Source organism: Xanthomonas sp. 3058 (assembly GCF_014199765.1).
Classification (GTDB): domain Bacteria; phylum Pseudomonadota; class Gammaproteobacteria; order Xanthomonadales; family Xanthomonadaceae; genus Xanthomonas; species Xanthomonas campestris_B.
This window is the reverse complement of record NZ_JACHOF010000017.1, coordinates 65,157-81,947: the sequence shown is the minus strand read 5'-3', so window position 1 is coordinate 81,947 and position 16,791 is coordinate 65,157. Positions and strand designations below refer to the sequence as shown.

Genomic DNA, 16,791 nt, shown 5'->3' with positions numbered 1-16,791 from the left:
CCCTCAGCGTCACCGAACGTCAGTTGCATGGATCACTCCTCAACATCAGGCGGGTAGTGTCGCGTATCTGTGGTGCGTTGTTCAGAGGTTCCCTAACTGCCTTACCCGCCAGGTCCTTCACGTGCACGCGGTTGCCCAGGGTGATTGCCATGACCGTGGTATAGAAGGACTGGTGCTGCTCAGAGTGGTGGATGACGTTCATCTCCGGCGCAGTGGACACCGCGCGCGGTTGCAGGAATGGCTTGTCGCTGAGGGTGTTGATGTAATCGGTAAGCAGGTTGCCGTTGCGCACGGACAGGCCATCGAGCCGGTAGGAACCACCGATATCCGAATGCGCGCCCGGATTGACCAGATTGAGCAGGCGCCCATCCTGGGTGCGGCCCGGATCGATGATGTCCTTGGCCGGGAAGAGATCGAGGCGCTCGTCGCGGGCGGTGATTTGCAGGCCCGACACTACCGACGGCGGCAGGCGCGAGTCGCGCAGGTTCATGTCGCCGGTAGCCACCGGGTCGAGCAAGCCCACCGCCTGCGCGGTGCGGCCGGGTGGCACCAGCGGCGGGTGGGTTGGGGTCAGTTTGAGGATTTCGCCGTTTGGGCCTTGGTCGATCTTCATGTCTTTGCGGTCTTGGATGCCACGCTCGTGGACCATGCGGGTGAACATGGCCGCGGTGACCGCACCACGGCTGAAGCCGGTGGAAATAATGCTGATTTCGGCTTGCGGGTCTTCATCTTTCCATTTTTTTGCTTGGTCGATGAATTTGAAGTACATCTCTTCCATGCGGGGGGCATAGGTATAGCCAACGGCGCCGTCGAGGTTGCGGGTGAAGGCGTCGTCCTGGGTGCCTACGCCTAGGACGTAGTAGCCGCCGATATTTTTAATGCCGTTACTTACTGCCGTTGCACCTGATCATCCAGAGTGCCGATATTGGTGATGTGCTCAGGGTCCTTGTACTTGTCATTGCCAGTTCCATCAAAAGAGGCTACGAACAAACGGGTGTGCGGATTCTGCTGGCTGACCAGCAGCGGTGCCTGGAACTGCGCCAACGCATGGCCGCTAAGTTCGTAGGCGGCCAAATCCTGCGCACTCGCGGGATAGGTTTCCACACCATCGGCCCAGGTCTTTGCAGTATCACGATCGTTAGCCAGTACATGCTCCCTGGCGAATACGCCATCAGTAGGTCTTGGTGTAGGCGAGGATCAGTTCGTTGCGGAAATTGCTATATTTGTTACCCGGCTTTTGCAACACCGTGGTATCCACCATCGCCTTCATATACACATTGATGGTGCGGTCGTTCACTTCCAGGATGATCTCCGGAGGGATATCGGCTTTTAAGATCGGCGGCAGTTGCTCCTGCGGCACATGATGCAGCACCACCTTGTCCTTGAAGATGGCCTCAAGATCCACCAGAGCATGATGCGGCTGGCCATCCCTGGAGCGCCACGTCACCTCAGCAGGGGGCGGGAAGTTCGGGAAGTTGCGAATGCCGATCGTGTTGGCTTTAAGATTGCCGGGGTAGACGTCACCCAGCGAAGCCGATGAAATTCGCTTCTCATCTTCAGGAAAGTTGGCTGCATACCTGCCGTCGTACAGCACCTTGCAGCCATAGGTGTCGTAGCACATTGCTCCGAACGCATGGTTGCTAAACGGAATCGGCTTACGGGTATCGATATGCACGGTGTTATGGGCATCGACTGGAATATTCTCAATCAGATGAATACCAGATGGATCGTTGGTAGGCGTATTCATGCGTGAACACCCAGTCAGCAGGTGGGCGAAGACGGCGCACAGCAGCAGGGGGAGCGCTGCACGGTGCTGCGGGATGCAAGGAAGGCGCACAGCCATGGAGCCACCTGTGGCAAGGGAAGGACAGCCTACTGCTTGCGATATGCTCATGGTAGGTCGGCGCTGGCGTGGCGACTCACGTGCCTCAAGCATGAGCGGCAGCGGTTGCGGTGCAGGGACTTGCCATCCGCACGCACGCCATTGCGCGTGATTTTCTCTGTGATCTGCTCGCTGCGACGCAGGATTTTCCCTAAACGTCTCTTCCCTGTGGCACGTAGCGGTAACCCGGGATAACGTCGAGCGCACAAGCGGGTGTGCCGGCTGGCCGCCAAAGTTGCCTGGAACTGCACCAACGCATGGCGGCTTTGTTGATAGGCAATCCATCCCGCGCAGTCGCCGGATAGGGTTTCATGCCATCGGCCCAGGTTCTTGCACCATCACGCCCACACTTCTAGCGCATCCGTCCGTTCCATTTCGTTTCGATATACCAGTCCATGAATTTTTCATTGGCTGGCGCTGAAACACGCGCCTATACCTGTGCACCAGATCGCACGCTGAAGCGAACGTGAAGTCGAGCAGGTGATCGGCGGCCAGGCCGCCATGCAGTGGAAGGGAAGAGCCGTGCGCTAGCGCCTTGCTCTTGCACGATCATGCGGTGCGCATGCGGTATGTCGCGCGGTGCCGTCACAACCTGTCTTCAGTCGTCTTGCGTCCTGGGAGGGATTCAGATGCTCAGCTTTTCAAGCCATGCCTCGGCGGGTACGGGCGTGCGTGCGCGTCCGTCGCGTTTGTGTCGTTGCACCATCGCCGTCAGCATCGGGCTGATGCTCGCCACGCCGGCATACGCCCAGCAGGCGCAGCCTTCCCGGAACGCCCAGGCCGGCAACGCCGCCAGCAGCGCGGTGGATCTGGATGCGGTGGAGGTGCGCGGGGTACGCGCCAGCCTGATCAAGTCGCAGGTCATCAAGCGCGATGCCACCCAGATCGTCGACTCGGTCAGTGCCGAAGATATCGGCGCCTTGCCCGATCGCAGCGTCACCGAAACGCTGCAACGCGTCAGCGGCGTGACCATCGATCACTTCATGGCCCGCAACGACCCCGACCACTTTTCCGCCGAAGGCAGCGGGGTGATGATTCGCGGGCTGACCCAGGTGCGCGGGGAACTCAACGGGCGCGATATCTTCAGTGCGGCCAGCGGCCGTGGCCTGAGCTTCGAGGACGTGCCTGCCGAATTGATGGCCGGCGTGGACGTGTACAAGAATCCATCGGCGGAAATCATCGAGGGCGGTCTGGGCGGCACGGTCAATCTGCGTACGCGCATGCCGTTCGACAATCCGGGCCGGATCGTCGGCGGCAATATCGACGTCAACTACGGCGACATGAGCAAGAAGTACAAGCCGTCGGCGTCGTTCCTGTTCAGCGATCGCTGGAATACCGGCATCGGCGAGATGGGCTTCATGGTCGATATCTCGCATTCGGAACTGGCGACGCGCTCGGACGGCATCCAGGTAGAACCGTATGTGCGACGCACCGATGAGGCGGTGCTGGCCGGCAGCGGGCGCGATCAGGTGTATGTGCCGGGTGGGGTGAACTGGCGGCAGCTGGATTTCGAGCGCAAGCGCAATGGCATTGCCGCTGCGTTCCAGTGGAAACCGAGCGATGCGACTGACATCTATGTGCAGTACCTGCGCTCCAGGTACGACATGAACTGGCAGGAGCGCGCGGCGTTTTTCAACGACAGCAACAACAGCATCAGCCCGGCGCCGGGCACCACCTTCGATTACGACAACCGCGGCGGGTTCCTGCGTGGCTCACCGGTGTCCGATTCATGGCGTGGCGTGCTCACCGGCGACGGTGTGCGCTTCAATACCGACAACCGCTATTCCGAACAGCGCACCACCACCACCGATCTGTCGGCAGGCTTCAGCCACTTCTTCAACGACAACCTGCAGATCAAGGGTGACATGCAGCTGGTGCAGTCGGAGAACGAGCAGCTGGATTTCACCGCGTTCAGCGCGACCTATCTGCCCGGGCTGACCTACGATGTCTCCGGCAAGTACCCCAGCGTGCAGATCGCCGACCCGGCGTTTACCCAGAATCCGTCCAATTACTTCTGGGCGGCGGCGATGGACCACCTGGGCAAGAACCGCGGGCGTCAGCTGTCCACGCGCGTGGATCTGGAATACACCTTCGATGACAGCAGCTGGCTGCGCTTTGCGCGCTTCGGCATGCGCGCCACCGACCGCAACCAGATCAACAAGAACTCCGGCTACAACTGGGGCGTGATCTCCGACAACTGGGCCGCGGTGCCGGGCACCAGCAACGGGCTGGCCAACATGTCCGAGTTCATGGCCGACCAGTCGTCGTTGTTCACCTTTTCCAACTTTTTCCGGGGCGGGGTGAATGTGCCGACCACCCTGGTCGTGCCCAACAGCAGCCTGGTCAACAACTACCGATCTGCCTCGCAGATGATCCAGCAGATCGTGGCATTGCGCGGCTCTGGCTGGTCGCCGGATCAGTACCAGCCGCAGGACACCAATCGTCAGTTCGAGCGCACCCAGGCGGCCTATGCGGCGCTGTATTTCGGCAATGACCAGGCATGGGGCGTTCCGGTGGACGGTAATGTCGGCGTGCGCGTCGTGCAGACCAAAACCCAGGCCGAAGGTTTTGGCCAGTTCCAGAACCTGGCCGATCTGAACGTCTCGCCGGAGTTGCAGGCGCGCTACACCGGGCAGTACTTCGACAACGATGCGCAAGGCAGCTACACCAACGTGTTGCCCAGCCTGAATCTGCGGCTGCGCTTCAGCGACAGCCTGCAATGGCGTTTTGCCGCCTCCAAGGCGATGGCGCGCCCGGACTATACGCAGCTGCAGCCGTACGTGTTGCTCAACGTGAAAATCAACGACGCCGGCCAAGCGACCAGCTTCGTCGGCACTGCCGGCAACCCGACCCTCAAGCCGATGGTGGCTAACCAGTTCGACACTGCGCTGGAGTGGTACTTCGACACCAGCGACATGCTCTACGCCACGCTGTTCTACAAGAAGGTCAAGGATTACTTCTCCACCCAGACCCGCAGCGAGATCTACGATAGTCGCCCGTGGCTGGTGACCCGCCCGTACAACATGGACGAAGGCACCATCCGCGGCGCCGAGTTCGGCTACACCCAGTTCTTCGACAGCCTGCCGGGCTGGCTGAGCGGGTTCGGCATCAATGCCAATTTCACCTTCGTCGACAGCAAGGGCGGTGCCAATACCGCCACCGACCCGTACGCCAATACCACGGTGAGCGGCGTCGAGCTGCCGCTGGAAGGCCTGTCGCGGCGCAGCTACAACCTGGCCGGCATCTACGAGAAGGGGCCGTTGTCATTGCGCCTGGCCTACAACTGGCGTTCGCGCTATCTGCTGGCCACCAGCGATGTCACCACCCTTCTTCCGACCTGGGCAGACGACTACGGCCAGCTCGACGGCTCGTTCTTCTACCGCTTCAACGAGCACCTGCAACTGGGCGTTCAGGCCAATAACCTGACCAACACGGTGACCAAGGTGTTGATGGGGCCGACCTCGTACGAAGGTGGCGAAGTGGACCGGCGCTTGTACACGCGTTCGTCGTTCGTCAACGATCGGCGTTATTCGCTGGTGCTGCGGATGAACTGGTAAGTGCATGCGTGCATCGCTCCGGCGTACGTCACGTCGCAGAGTTGAGCCTGCTTTGCCTCTACCGGCAGTCTGGACGCGCACTGCCAGAGCTGCCGGGTTTTTCGGTGTTGCTATGGGTTTGGCGCTTGTTCGAGAGCCGCGATGGCGCAGCGAACTTTCGCGACACCGGTGCGCAGGTGGGCAGCCCGGCGCGCGATGAACGTGCGCGTCCGCAGCTGCGCCCCGATCCGTGGCGGGCGGGGGTGGTGTATCTGGCCAGTCACACCCAGGGCGTGATGCGCTGGCAGGACGAGCGTTTGCAGAGTTTGTCCAAACCGGACCAGGCGCGTTCGTTGGGCATCGGCAAGGCGCTTCACGAGGGCGCCCCGCCGGCGCTGTATCTGGCCGGCCGCGTGGATGGTGTGGATGGCGTGTTCCGCTCCGACGACGAAGGCGCGCAGTGGGTGCGCATCGATGACGACGCGCACCGTTTCGGCAAGCCATACAGCGTCACCGGCGATCCGCGCATTCCTGGGCGTGTGTACTTCGCCACCGGTGGGCGTGGCATCTTCTACGGCGATCCACGATGAGCGCTACGTCGCTGTGTGCGTCATCGCGCGGTCTTACCTTTTACGGCGGCGTGCGCCGCCGCATCGCTGCGCGTCGACTGGCCGCGCCGACCCTGGAGATCATTGCATGACCGCTTCTCTCATCCTTCGTGGCTGCCTGTTGGGCCTGGTCCTGGCCAGCCCCGCTGCATTGGCGCAGCCGAGCTTGCCATTGTTGTTTGCCGATGGCGCGGTGCTGCAGCGCGACCAGCCGATGCCGGTGTGGGGGTGGGCATCGCCGAATGCCGCGATCACAGTCGGCTTCGATGGCAAGCGCGCCACCGCCAGGGCCGATGCAAGGGGGCGGTGGAGGGTCAGTCTGCCCGCACACAAGGCTGGTGGCCCGTATGTGCTGAATGTGCAGGGCGACGGCGGGCAGTTGCAGCTACGTGATGTGCTGGTCGGCGATGTGTGGCTGGCCAGCGGTCAATCGAATATGGAGTGGCCGTTGGCGCAGGCCAACGATGGTCCCCAGGCGGTGGCTGCCGCCAACGACGCGCTGTTACGGCACTTCAAGGTGCCCAAGTCGTGGGCGCTGCAGCCGCAGGCGCGCCTGAGCGGTGGCAACTGGAAAGCGGCCACGCCGGACAACGCCGGCGAGTTCACGGCAGTTGGTTATTTCTTCGCCAAGGAATTGCGCGCCAGCACCGGCGTGCCGATCGGCATCGTCAACAGTACCTGGGGCGGCAGTGCGATCGAAGCGTGGATGGATGCGGCCTCGCAGGGTTTGAATGCCGAACAGAGTCAGGGCGCGATCGCGGCGATCAAGCAACGTGATGCCACTGTGCTGGCCGCTACCGGCAAGCGCATCGCGCGCTGGCCCAAAGTGGGTGGCGACATGCCGCAGTGGCGCGAGGCGACGTTCGATGACAGCGACTGGGACAGCATCCCGACGACCCAGCAATGGGAGCTCAGCGGCTATGACGGCATGGACGGGATCGCCTGGTATCGCACCACGGTCACCTTGAGCGCTGCCGAGGCCAAGGCCGGTATCGAACTGGGCGTAGGCCAGATCGACGATTCCGATAGCACTTACGTCAACGGCACCGAGGTCGGTCAGACCGTCGAGCAGTGGAACCTGCCGCGCGTCTACCAAGTGCCTGCCTCCGCATTGCATGCAGGCGTCAACCACATCGCAGTGCGGGTGGAAGACCTCAGCGGTGGCGGCGGCATGCACGGCCCGGACGAGCAACGCTTCGTGCAGACCAAGGCCGGTGCCAAACGTGCGCTGGGCGGCTGGAAGTTCCGCCCGGCCGCCGTGCGCGTGGCGCTGGCCGACAACAAGAATCAGCTGCCCACGCTGCTGTACAACCAGATGATCCATCCGCTGCAGCCGTTCCCTGTCAAGGGCGTGATCTGGTACCAGGGCGAAACCAATGCCAGCGACACCGGCGCGGTGAAGTATCGCGAACAGTTCGCTGCAATGATCCAGCAATGGCGCGCCGAACGCGGTGCGAAACAGCTGCCGTTTCTATGGGTGCAGCTGGCCAATTTCAAAGCCGGTGGTGACAAGGGCGATATGAGCCCCTGGGCGCTGTTGCGCGAGTCGCAATCCAAGACGCTGGCGCTGCCGGCGACCGGGCAGGCGGTGATCATCGATATCGGCAATCCAACCGATATCCATCCCACCAACAAGCGCGATGTCGGCCATCGTCTGGCGCTTGCGGCGCGGCATGTGGCTTATGGCCAAACGCTGGTGTACAGCGCGCCGGTGTTCAAGCAGGCGCGCTTTGCCGAGGGTCAGGCAGTGCTGAGTTTCGATCTGCAGGGCAGTGCCTTGCAGGTGCGCGGTGGGGGCGAAGTGCAAGGCTTCCGTATCGCCGGTGCCGACCGGTACTTTCATCCGGCAACCGCGCGTATCGAGGGCGACCGCGTGGTCGTGCGCAGCACTGCGGTGTCTGCACCGGTCGCGGTGCGCTACGGCTGGAGCGAAAACCCGGACGACGCCAACCTGTTCAATCGCGAACGCCTTCCTGTTTCCCCCTTCCGCACCGATACCTGGTGACACGGAGTCCTATGTCCATGCATTCCCCCGTTGCAGGTGTGATCGCTCCTTCCATCGGGCGCGGTTGTCTGCGTCCGCTGCTGCTGTCCGCGCTGGCGCTGGCCTTGGCTGCGTGCCAATCCGGCGAGCAGGACGCCGCCGCCAAACCGGCTGCCGTCGCATCGGCCTCCCGCAACGCAGCGACAGCACCTGCCACTGCGCCGGCTGCGCAGACACCGATGCCGCAGTTCGTCAGCAAGGACGGCAAGCATGCGTTGCTGGTCGATGGCGCGCCGTTCCTGATCCTGGGCGCGCAGGTCAACAACTCCAGCAACTATCCGGCCGCGCTCGACAAGGTGTGGCCGGCGATGCGGGTGCTGGGCCCCAACACCGTGCAGGTGCCGATCGCCTGGGAACAGGTCGAGCCGGAAGAAGGCACGTTCGATTTCTCCTTCGTCGACACGCTGCTCAACCAGGCGCGCGAACACAAGGTGCGGTTGGTGCTGCTGTGGTTTGCGACCTGGAAGAACAACGGCCCGGCGTACGCGCCGCATTGGGTCAAGACCGACAACCAGCGCTTTCCGCGCGTGGTGACGCGCGAGGGCAAGGCGATCGGCTCGTTGTCGCCGCATGCACAGGCCACGCTGGATGCCGACCGCAAGGCCTTCGTCGCCTTCATGCAGCATCTCAAGCAGGTCGATCCGCAGCACACGGTCATCATGGTTCAGCCCGAGAACGAGCCGGGCACCTACGGCAGCGTGCGCGATTTCTCGCCGATGGCGCAGCAGCTGTTCGACGGCCCGGTGCCGGATCAACTGCTCAAGCGCTTGAACAAACCGCCGGGCAGCTGGGCGCAGGTGTTTGGTGCCGATGCCGACGAGATTTTCCATGCCTGGTCGATCGGTCGCTACATCGATCAGGTGGCCGAAGCCGGCAAGGCGGTCTATCCGTTGCCGATGTACGTCAATGCCGCACTGCGTGGCCCGTTCAATCCGGGTCAACCCGGCCAGTACGCCAGCGGTGGCCCCACCGACAACGTGCTCGACGTGTGGAAGGCGGCCGGCCCACATATCGATCTGCTGGCGCCGGACATCTACATGCCCGAGTACCGCATGTACACCACGGTGCTGGAGCGTTACGCACGCCCGGATAATGCCTTGTTCGTCGCCGAAACCGGCAACCGCCCCGAGTACGCGCGTTACCTGTTCCCCACCCTCGGCCACGACGGCATCGGCTGGTCGGCGTTCGGCATGGATTACACGCCTTATTCCAACTATCCGCTGGGCGCCAAGCACGTCAACGCAGAAACGCTCGCGCCGTTTGCGCTGGGTTTCGACCTGGTCAAGCGCGGCATGCGTCCGTTCGCCAAGGCCGCTTCCGAAGGCAAACTGCACGGCACCGCAGAGGAGCCCGGCCAGGCCGTGCAGGAGCTCAAGCTCAATGACCGCTGGAGCGCCACCATCACCTATGGCGTGCCGCAGTTCTGGTTCAAGGGCGAGCCGCCGGGCAACCCCGAGCCGATCGGCGCGGCGTTGATCGCCGAGCTTGGCCCGGACGAATTCCTGGTCACCGGTTACCACGTGCGCGTGACCCTGCATCCGGCCAGCGAGGCGACTGCCAACATGCTCTACGACCGCGTCGAGGAAGGCGTCTACGAAGGCAGCGACTGGAAGTTCGCGCGCAACTGGAACGGCGACCAGACCGATTACGGCGTCAACTTTTCCAGCGCGCCGCAGCTGCTGAAGATCAAGCTGGCCACCTATAAATAAGCCTGCTCGGCCGCCTGCTGCGCAGCCCGATCGCTGCGCAGCAGGCTGTCTTCCACGTCAAATGCAATGAACCCACGCGCTGCCGCCCCCGCGGTACCGTTTCGCAATTCCAAGGGAGTGAACATGCAAACCACCAACCGTTCCGCCGGCCGTGCGCCTGCCACTCGACGTTCACCGCTTGCCCAATGTCTGGCGTTGTCGCTGGCCTTGCTGGCCAATGCCGCGCACGCGCAGGAGGTGCGCAAGGCGGCCGATGGCGTCACCGTGGTACCGAGCGCCAAGGGTGCCGCACCGGTGCGCCTGCAGGTGGTCGATGCCGGCATCATCCGCGTCAGTGCCGATCCGGACGGCGACTTCGCCCGTAGCCCCAGCCTGATGCGCGTGCCGGTGCAGGGCGATAGCGCATTCCAGATTGCCGATCAGGGCGACAGCGTGCAGCTGAAGACCGGCAAGGTCACCGCCACGGTGTCCACCGTCGATGGCCATGTCAGCTTCGCCGATGCCAGCGGCAAGCCGGTGTTGTCGGAAGTGGCAGGCGGGCGCAGCTTTGCGCCGTTGAAAGTGGAGGGCAAGCAGTACCTGAGCGTGCGGCAGCGTTTCCAGTCGCCTGATGACGAAGCCTTGTACGGCTTCGGCCAGCACCAGCAGGGCTGGATGAATCAGAAGGGCCGCAATGTCGAGTTGCAGCAGAACAACATCGACATGGCGGTGCCGTACCTGGTGTCCAGTCGCAACTACGGCCTGCTGTGGGACAACAACTCCATCAGCCGCCTGGGCGACCCGCGCGGCCTGCAGCCGCTGCCCAAGACGCTCACGTTGTACGACGCCAAGGGCAAGGCCGGCGCGCTGACCGCACGCTATGCCATCAACGGCAAGCAGGTGCTGGAGCGCCGCGAGAGCGAGGTGAACTACCAGTACCTCAGCGACCTGAGCAAGTTCCCCAAGAAGGCCATCACCAAGGACAAGGACAGCCGCATGCAGGTCACCTGGGAGGGCGAGATCGAAGCCCTCACCGGCGGCGAGCATACCTTCTCGCTGTATTCGAGCGAGTACGCCAAGTTGTACGTGGACGGCAAGCTGGTGATCGATCGCTGGCGCCAGAACTGGAACCCGTGGAATCACGAGTTCAAGCTGGACCTGGAGCCGGGCACGCGCCACACCGTCAAGCTCGAGTGGGATCTCATCGACCCCAGCTACATCGCGCTGCTGCACCGCGACCCGCTGCCCGCCGCTGAAGCGAAGGATCTGTCGCTGTGGTCCGAAGCCGGCCAGATGATCGATTACTATTTCGTCTCGGCCGACTCCTACGATCAGGCCGTGGCCGGCTATCGCGAACTCACCGGCAAGTCGGTGATGCTGCCCAAGTGGGCCTATGGCTTCTGGCAGAGCCGCGAGCGTTACAAGAGCCAGGACGAGCTGGTGGGCGCGGTGGCCGAATACCGCAAGCGCAAGCTGTCGCTGGACAACATCGTGCTGGACTGGTCGTACTGGCCCGAGAATGCGTGGGGTTCGCATGATTTCGATCCCAAGCACTTCCCGGATCCGGATGGCATGGTCAAGGCCGTGCACGACATGCACGCGCAGATCATGATTTCGATCTGGCCCAAGTTCTATCCCACAACCGCCAACTACAAGGAACTGGATGCCGCCGGTTTCATGTATAAGCGCAACGTGGAAGTGGGCGAGCTCGACTGGATCGGCAAGGGCTACAAGAACGCGTTCTACGACCCGTATTCGGAGAAGGCGCAGGCGATCTACTGGCGCCAGGTCAACGAAAAGCTCAACAGCAAGGGCTTCGATGCCTGGTGGATGGACGCCGACGAGCCGGACGTGCATTCCAACCTGGATATCGGCGAGCGCAAGGCACGCACCACGCCGACTGCGCTGGGCCCGTCCACCGAGTTCTTCAACTCGTACCCGCTACCGCACACCCATGGCGTATACGTGGGCGACCGTGCGGCCGACGACAAGCGCGTGTTCATCCTCTCGCGCAAGGGATATGCCGGCACCCAGCGCAACGCGGTGGCGGTGTGGAGCGGCGACATCGTCTCGCGTTGGGACGACATGCGAGACCAGATCTCTGCGGGCGTCAACATGGCGCTATCGGGCCTGCCCAACTGGACGTTCGACATCGGCGGCTTTGCGGTGGAGAAGCGCTACAAGACCCAGGACCCGGCGCATCTGCCGGAATGGCGCGAGCTAAACACGCGCTGGTTCCAGTTCGGCGCGTTCGTGCCGATCTTCCGCTCGCACGGGCAGTTCCCGTACCGCGAGATCTGGAACATCGCCCCGGAAGGCACGCCGTTCTACGACAGCATGGCCTACTACAACCGCCTGCGATACGCGCTGCTGCCGTACATCTACAGCCTGGCCGGCGATACCTATCAGCGCGATGGCGTCATCATGCGCGGCATGATGATGGACTTCCCGAACGACCCCAAGGTCCGCGACATCAACGACCAGTACCTGTTCGGCCCGGCCTTCCTGGTCGCACCGGTGACCCGCTTCGGCGCCACCTCGCGTCAGGTCTATCTGCCGGCCGGCAGCACATGGCTGGACTTCGCCACCGGCAAGCGCTACGACGGTGGCCAGAGCATCGAAGCGGCTGCGCCGATCGAGCGCATGCCGTTGTTCGTCCGCGCCGGTTCCATCGTGCCCACCGGCCCGGTGCAGGAATACGTGGATCAAAAGCCCGATGCACCGCTCACCGTGGTGGTCTACACCGGCGCCGATGGCCAGTTCTCGCTGTATGAGGACGACGGCAAGGGCTATGGCTACGAGAAGGGCGAGTTCAGCCGCATTCCGCTGAGCTGGAACCAGGCCAAGGGCGAGTTGCGCATCGGCACGCGCGAAGGCAGCTGGACCGGCATGCAGACCAAGCGCACCGTCAACGTCCGCTTCGTCGATGGCCCGCGCGACGACGCCGGTGCGCTCGAGCCCAGGACCGATGCCAGCATCCAGTACGACGGCAAGCCGGTCAGCGTGTTGCAGCGCAAGATTGCATCCGGCAAAGCGCGTCGTCGATGATTGCAGGCTGTCTTCAGTCGATGAGCGAGCAGATGCCGGAACGCCGCAAGGCAGGCGCGGGCGGTTCCGGTGATGCCGTGCGGCGGCCGCCGTGCTGACCCGCAGAGAGCTGTGCAAGGCCACCGGGGCTGCCGTCGCGGTCCTGGGCACCGCGCCGGTGGCCGCGCAGGCGGCGAAGGCGACCAGGTCGTCATCGCTCCCTGCGGTGGCGCCTGCCGGCGCATTGACGCTGTGGTATCGCCAACCGGCCAACGAATGGGTGCAGGCGCTACCGGTCGGCAATGGCCGGCTGGGCGCGATGGTGTGGGGTGGCATCGCCCACGAGCGCCTGCAACTGAACGAAGACACCCTCTACGCTGGTGGCCCCTACGACGCCACCAGCCCGGAGGCACTGGCGGCGCTGCCGCAGGTGCGCGCGCTGATTTTTGCCGGGCGGTATGCCGAGGCCGAAACACTGGCCAACGCCAAGCTGCTCTCGCGTCCGCGCAAGCAGATGCCGTATCAGCCACTGGGCGATCTGCTGCTGGATTTCGATCGTGCCGACGGCATCAGCGACTATCGCCGCCAGCTCGATCTGGACACCGGCGTGGCCACCACCACCTTCCGGTCCGGCGGTGCGTTGCATCGGCGCGAGGTATTCGTGTCGGCGCAGTCGCAGTGCATCGTGGTACGCCTGTCCTGCGATCGGCCACGCGCGATTTCCTTGCGCGTGGGCATCGGCAGCCCGCAGCGCGGCGAGGTCACGATGGAGCAGGGCGGCCTGCTGTTCAGTGGTCGCAATGGCAGCTTCGCCGGCATCGACGGCAAACTGCGTTTCGCCCTGCGCGTGCTGCCGCAGGTCAAGGGCGGCACGGTCAGTGATCTGCGCGAGCGTCTGCGTATCGACGGCGCCGACGAAGTGGTGCTACTGCTCACCGCGGCCACCAGCTACCAGCGTTACGACACGGTTGATGGCGACCCGCTCGCGCTCACCGCAGCCAGCATGCACAAGGCGGGCACACTGGACTACGCGGCACTGCTGCGTGCGCATCTGGTCGATCACCAGCGGCTGTTCCGGCGCGTGGCGATCGACCTGGGCAGCAGCGAGGCGGCCGCACTGCCCACCGACGAACGCGTGCAAGCGTTCGCCAACGGCAACGATCCGGCATTGGCCGCGCTGTACCACCAGTTCGGCCGCTACTTGCTGATCTGCAGCTCGCGGCCAGGCAGCCAGCCAGCCAACCTGCAGGGCATCTGGAACGACCTGATGCAGCCGCCGTGGGAAAGCAAGTACACCATCAATATCAATACCGAGATGAACTACTGGCCCAGCGAGGCCAATGCGCTGCACGAGTGCGTCGAACCGCTGGAAGCGATGGTGTTCGACCTGGCCGCGACCGGCGCGCACACCGCGCGTGCGATGTACGACGCGCCCGGTTGGGTGGTGCACAACAACACCGATCTGTGGCGCCAGGCCGGCCCGATCGATGGCGCCAAGTGGAGCCTGTGGCCGATGGGCGGGGTATGGCTGCTGCAGCAGCTGTGGGACCGCTGGGATTATGGCCGCGACCATGCCTACCTGGGCAGGATCTATCCCTTGTTCAAGGGCGCGGCAGAGTTCTTCGTCGCCACGCTGGTCAAGGATCCGCAGACCGCCGCGATGGTCACCAATCCCTCGATGTCGCCGGAGAACCAGCATCCGTTCAATGCCGCGCTCTGCGCTGGCCCCACGATGGATGCCCAGCTGCTGCGCGACCTGTTCGCGCAATGCATAGCGATGAGCAAGTTGCTGAAGCGGGATGCGGAGTTCGCGCAACACCTGAGCACGCTACGCGAGCAACTGCCGCCCAACCGGATCGGCAAGGCCGGGCAGTTGCAGGAATGGCAGCAGGACTGGGACATGGACGCACCGGAGATCCATCACCGGCACGTCTCGCATCTGTACGCGCTGCATCCGTCCAGCCAGATCAATCTGCGCGACACGCCCGCGCTTGCCGCCGCCGCCAGGCGCTCGCTGGAGATCCGTGGCGACAACGCCACCGGCTGGGGCATCGGCTGGCGCCTGAATCTATGGGCGCGTCTGGCCGATGGCGAGCATGCCTACCGCATCCTGCAATTGCTGCTCTCGCCCGAACGCACTTATCCGAACCTGTTCGATGCGCATCCGCCGTTCCAGATCGATGGCAATTTCGGCGGCACCGCCGGCATCACCGAGATGCTGCTGCAAAGCTGGGGCGGTAGCGTGTTCCTCCTACCGGCCTTGCCCAGGGCGTGGCCGCGCGGCAGCGTGCGCGGGTTGCGCGTGCGCGGCGGCGCCAGTGTGGAGTTGGACTGGGAGGGCGGTCGCTTGCAGCAGGCACGCCTGAACAGCGATCGCGGCGGGCGCTATCAATTGTCTTATGCAGGGCAGACCCTGGACCTGGAACTGGGTGCCGGTCGCACCCAGCAGGTGGGCTTCAACAACAACCGATTGGTGATGCAATGAGCTTGTATATAGGTCTGGACGTGGGCACGCAGAGCGTCAAGCTGGTGGCCTACGATCCGCAACAGCGCGAGGTGGTCGCCACGATTGCCGCGCCTATGGAACTGATCAGTCGCGACGACGGCACCCGCGAGCAGCAGGCGCAGTGGTGGATCGACGGCATCGTGCATTGCTTCGCGCAGCTCGATGGCGCGCAGCGTGCGCAGGTACGCGGCATCTCGGTCTCCGGCCAGCAGCATGGTTTCGTGCCGGTTGCCGCCGATGGCAGCGTTACCGCACCGGTGAAGCTATGGTGCGACACCAGTACCGCGCTGGAATGCGACGAAATCATGGACGCGGTCGGCGGCGCGGCGGGCAGCGTGGCCACTGCCGGCAACCCGATCATGGCCGGCTACACCGCCTCCAAGTTGCCATGGACGCGCAAGCATCGCCCCGAGGCCTACGCAGCGATGACCACGGTGATGCTGCCGCACGACTACGTGAACTTCTGGCTCACCGGCGAGCGCTTTGCCGAAGTCGGCGATGCCTCCGGCACCGGCTGGCTGGATGTGCGCACGCGGCAGTGGTCCGAGCGCATGCTCGGCGCGGTGGACGCACAGCGCGACCTGCGCGAGGCATTGCCGCCGCTGGTGGAAACCGGTGCGGTCTATGCGTTATCCGCCGCCGCCGCCGAGGCGCTCGGGTTGCCGGCCGGCGTGCGCGTCACCACCGGTGGCGGCGACAACATGATGGCCGCGATCGGCACCGGCAACGTGGTGCCCGGACGCCTGACCATGAGCCTGGGCACCTCGGGCACCTTGTTCGCCTACGCCGACCACCCGGTAGTGGACGACGACGCACGCTGGGCCGCGTTCTGCTCGTCCAGCGGCGGCTGGTTGCCGCTGATCTGCACCATGAACTGCACCGTCGCCACCGAGGCGGTGATGCGCATGTTTTCCATCACCCGCGAGCAGACCGAGGCGCTGATCGCCGACACCGCACCGGGTGCCGACGGGCTGGTGTTGCTGCCGTTCTTCAATGGCGAGCGCACACCCAATTTGCCGGATGCACGTGGCTGCCTGTTCGGCATGGACCTGCACAACACCACCGCTGCGCATTTCTACCGCGCCGCGATGGAAGGGGCGACCTACAGCCTGCGCAACGGTTTCGATGCCTTCGTGGCCGCCGGCCTGCAGTTCGACACCATCCTGCTCACCGGTGGCGGCAGCAAGAGCGCACAGTGGCGGCAGATGGTGGCCGATATCTTCAATCTGCAGGTCGTTGTGCCGACCCAGCCGGAAGGTGCCGCCTTCGGTGCGGCGCTGCAGGCGCTGTGGGCCTGCGATCGCGACGACGGCGGCACGGACGCGTTGTCGGATGTGGTGCTGGAGCACCTGCAGATCGACGACGCGTTGTCGGCACGCCCGGATCCGCAGCGCGTGGCCCAGTATCAGCAGCATTACCAGCACTTCCTCAGGCACCTGCAAGTCGTCAGCCCGCTCTACGCCGGCTGATTCATTACTCCCCCAGTACCAAGGACATCTC

10 protein-coding genes and 1 pseudogene are annotated in these 16,791 nt (G+C 64.0%); 7 read left to right on the top strand and 4 right to left on the bottom strand.

Annotation, left to right across the window (positions count from 1 at the left end):
• Positions 1-19: 19 nt before the first annotated feature.
• From GGR61_RS17040 to GGR61_RS17035, 3 genes are all read right to left on the bottom strand, one after another.
• Positions 20-871 (bottom strand): DUF2235 domain-containing protein, encoded by an 852-nt coding sequence (locus GGR61_RS17040; protein ID WP_326520639.1) that lies wholly within the window; start codon positions 869-871, stop codon positions 20-22.
• A gap of 17 nt (positions 872-888) precedes the next feature.
• Positions 889-1,104: a hypothetical protein gene (locus tag GGR61_RS21250; RefSeq protein ID WP_260288197.1), complete on the bottom strand. Its 216-nt coding sequence runs from the start codon at positions 1,102-1,104 to the stop codon at positions 889-891.
• Between the two features lie 67 nt (positions 1,105-1,171).
• Positions 1,172-1,747 (bottom strand): hypothetical protein, encoded by a 576-nt coding sequence (locus GGR61_RS17035; RefSeq protein ID WP_184622855.1) that lies wholly within the window; start codon positions 1,745-1,747, stop codon positions 1,172-1,174.
• Between the two features lie 764 nt (positions 1,748-2,511).
• Here GGR61_RS17035 and GGR61_RS17030 point away from each other — a divergent pair.
• The 4 genes and pseudogenes from GGR61_RS17030 to galD all read left to right on the top strand — a co-directional run bounded on the left by GGR61_RS17030 (position 2,512) and on the right by galD (position 9,779).
• Complete coding sequence (locus GGR61_RS17030) at positions 2,512-5,439, top strand: TonB-dependent receptor (RefSeq protein WP_184622843.1); 2,928 nt, start codon at positions 2,512-2,514, stop codon at positions 5,437-5,439.
• Positions 5,440-5,561: 122 nt separating this feature from the next.
• Positions 5,562-6,008, top strand: a pseudogene (locus GGR61_RS17025) (cellulase); the annotation flags it as partial.
• A 106-nt stretch (positions 6,009-6,114) separates the two neighbouring features.
• The gene (locus tag GGR61_RS17020; protein WP_184622840.1) at positions 6,115-8,031 is read left to right on the top strand and encodes a sialate O-acetylesterase; all 1,917 of its coding nucleotides are present in this window, start codon (positions 6,115-6,117) and stop codon (positions 8,029-8,031) included.
• A gap of 83 nt (positions 8,032-8,114) precedes the next feature.
• Positions 8,115-9,779 (top strand): GH35 family beta-galactosidase GalD, encoded by a 1,665-nt coding sequence (gene galD / locus GGR61_RS17015; RefSeq protein WP_276568261.1) that lies wholly within the window; start codon positions 8,115-8,117, stop codon positions 9,777-9,779.
• Here the strand turns inward: galD and GGR61_RS21245 are convergent.
• Entirely contained in the window at positions 9,770-9,904 is a 135-nt protein-coding gene (locus tag GGR61_RS21245) for a hypothetical protein (protein WP_260288195.1), read from the bottom strand. The two genes, galD and GGR61_RS21245, sit on opposite strands and share 10 nt — an antisense overlap.
• Between GGR61_RS21245 and GGR61_RS17010 the strand changes: the two genes are divergently transcribed.
• The 3 genes from GGR61_RS17010 to xylB all read left to right on the top strand — a co-directional run bounded on the left by GGR61_RS17010 (position 9,903) and on the right by xylB (position 16,760).
• Positions 9,903-12,806 (top strand): TIM-barrel domain-containing protein, encoded by a 2,904-nt coding sequence (locus GGR61_RS17010; RefSeq protein WP_184622835.1) that lies wholly within the window; start codon positions 9,903-9,905, stop codon positions 12,804-12,806. The two genes, GGR61_RS21245 and GGR61_RS17010, sit on opposite strands and share 2 nt — an antisense overlap.
• 91 nt (positions 12,807-12,897) lie before the next feature.
• Positions 12,898-15,270, top strand: coding sequence for a glycoside hydrolase family 95 protein (locus tag GGR61_RS17005; protein ID WP_184622833.1), 2,373 nt, complete (start codon positions 12,898-12,900; stop codon positions 15,268-15,270).
• A complete protein-coding gene (gene xylB / locus GGR61_RS17000; protein ID WP_184622831.1) occupies positions 15,267-16,760 on the top strand; it encodes a xylulokinase in 1,494 nt (497 codons plus the stop codon). The genes GGR61_RS17005 and xylB overlap by 4 nt, the downstream gene beginning before the upstream one ends.
• Positions 16,761-16,791: the final 31 nt, after the last annotated feature.